The 1743-nt window shown below is 51.0% G+C and carries 1 rRNA gene; it reads right to left on the bottom strand.

Annotated features, from left to right (window positions below):
* Positions 1 to 1715 (bottom strand): 23S ribosomal RNA (locus PMI29_RS16970); the annotation flags it as partial.
* Between the last annotated feature and the right edge of the window lie 28 nt (positions 1716 to 1743).

The raw sequence follows: 1743 nt of genomic DNA, 5'->3' as shown, positions 1-1743 counted from the left end.
CTTCACCCTCACCGGCGCACCTTCTCCCGAAGTTACGGTGCCATTTTGCCTAGTTCCTTCACCCGAGTTCTCTCAAGCGCCTTGGTATTCTCTACCCAACCACCTGTGTCGGTTTGGGGTACGGTTCCTGGTTATCTGAAGCTTAGAAGCTTTTCTTGGAAGCATGGCATCAACCACTTCGTCACCCAAAGGGTAACTCGTCATCAGCTCTCGGCCTTGGAATCCCGGATTTACCTAAGATTCCAGCCTACCACCTTAAACTTGGACAACCAACGCCAAGCTGGCCTAGCCTTCTCCGTCCCTCCATCGCAATAACCAGAAGTACAGGAATATTAACCTGTTTTCCATCGACTACGCTTTTCAGCCTCGCCTTAGGGACCGACTAACCCTGCGTCGATTAACGTTGCGCAGGAAACCTTGGTCTTTCGGCGTGGGTGTTTTTCACACCCATTGTCGTTACTCATGTCAGCATTCGCACTTCTGATACCTCCAGCAAGCTTCTCAACTCACCTTCACAGGCTTACAGAACGCTCCTCTACCGCATCACCCGAAGGTGATACCCGTAGCTTCGGTGTATGGTTTGAGCCCCGTTACATCTTCCGCGCAGGCCGACTCGACTAGTGAGCTATTACGCTTTCTTTAAAGGGTGGCTGCTTCTAAGCCAACCTCCTAGCTGTCTAAGCCTTCCCACATCGTTTCCCACTTAACCATAACTTTGGGACCTTAGCTGACGGTCTGGGTTGTTTCCCTTTTCACGACGGACGTTAGCACCCGCCGTGTGTCTCCCATGCTCGGCACTTGTAGGTATTCGGAGTTTGCATCGGTTTGGTAAGTCGGGATGACCCCCTAGCCGAAACAGTGCTCTACCCCCTACAGTGATACATGAGGCGCTACCTAAATAGCTTTCGAGGAGAACCAGCTATCTCCGAGCTTGATTAGCCTTTCACTCCGATCCACAGGTCATCCGCTAACTTTTCAACGGTAGTCGGTTCGGTCCTCCAGTCAGTGTTACCTAACCTTCAACCTGCCCATGGATAGATCGCCCGGTTTCGGGTCTATTCCCAGCGACTAGACGCCCTATTAAGACTCGCTTTCGCTACGCCTCCCCTATTCGGTTAAGCTCGCCACTGAAAATAAGTCGCTGACCCATTATACAAAAGGTACGCAGTCACCTAACAAAGTAGGCTCCCACTGCTTGTACGCATACGGTTTCAGGATCTATTTCACTCCCCTCTCCGGGGTTCTTTTCGCCTTTCCCTCACGGTACTAGTTCACTATCGGTCAGTCAGTAGTATTTAGCCTTGGAGGATGGTCCCCCCATATTCAGACAAAGTTTCTCGTGCTCCGTCCTACTCGATTTCATGACCAAGAGATTTTCGCGTACAGGGCTATCACCCACTATGGCCGCACTTTCCAGAGCGTTCCGCTAATCTCAAAGCCACTTAAGGGCTAGTCCCCGTTCGCTCGCCACTACTAAGGGAATCTCGGTTGATTTCTTTTCCTCAGGGTACTTAGATGTTTCAGTTCCCCTGGTTCGCCTCTTGCACCTATGTATTCAGTACAAGATAACCATCTTATGATGGCTGGGTTCCCCCATTCAGACATCTCCGGATCAAAGTCTGTTTGCCGACTCCCCGAAGCTTTTCGCAGGCTACCACGTCTTTCATCGCCTCTGACTGCCAAGGCATCCACCGTATGCGCTTCTTCACTTGACCATATAACCCCAAGCAATCTGGTTATACT

Origin of the sequence: Pseudomonas sp. GM49, assembly GCF_000282355.1 — a bacterium.
GTDB lineage: Bacteria > Pseudomonadota > Gammaproteobacteria > Pseudomonadales > Pseudomonadaceae > Aquipseudomonas.
The sequence above is the reverse complement of the archived record's forward strand: the minus strand, read 5'-3'. Positions and strand labels throughout refer to the sequence as shown.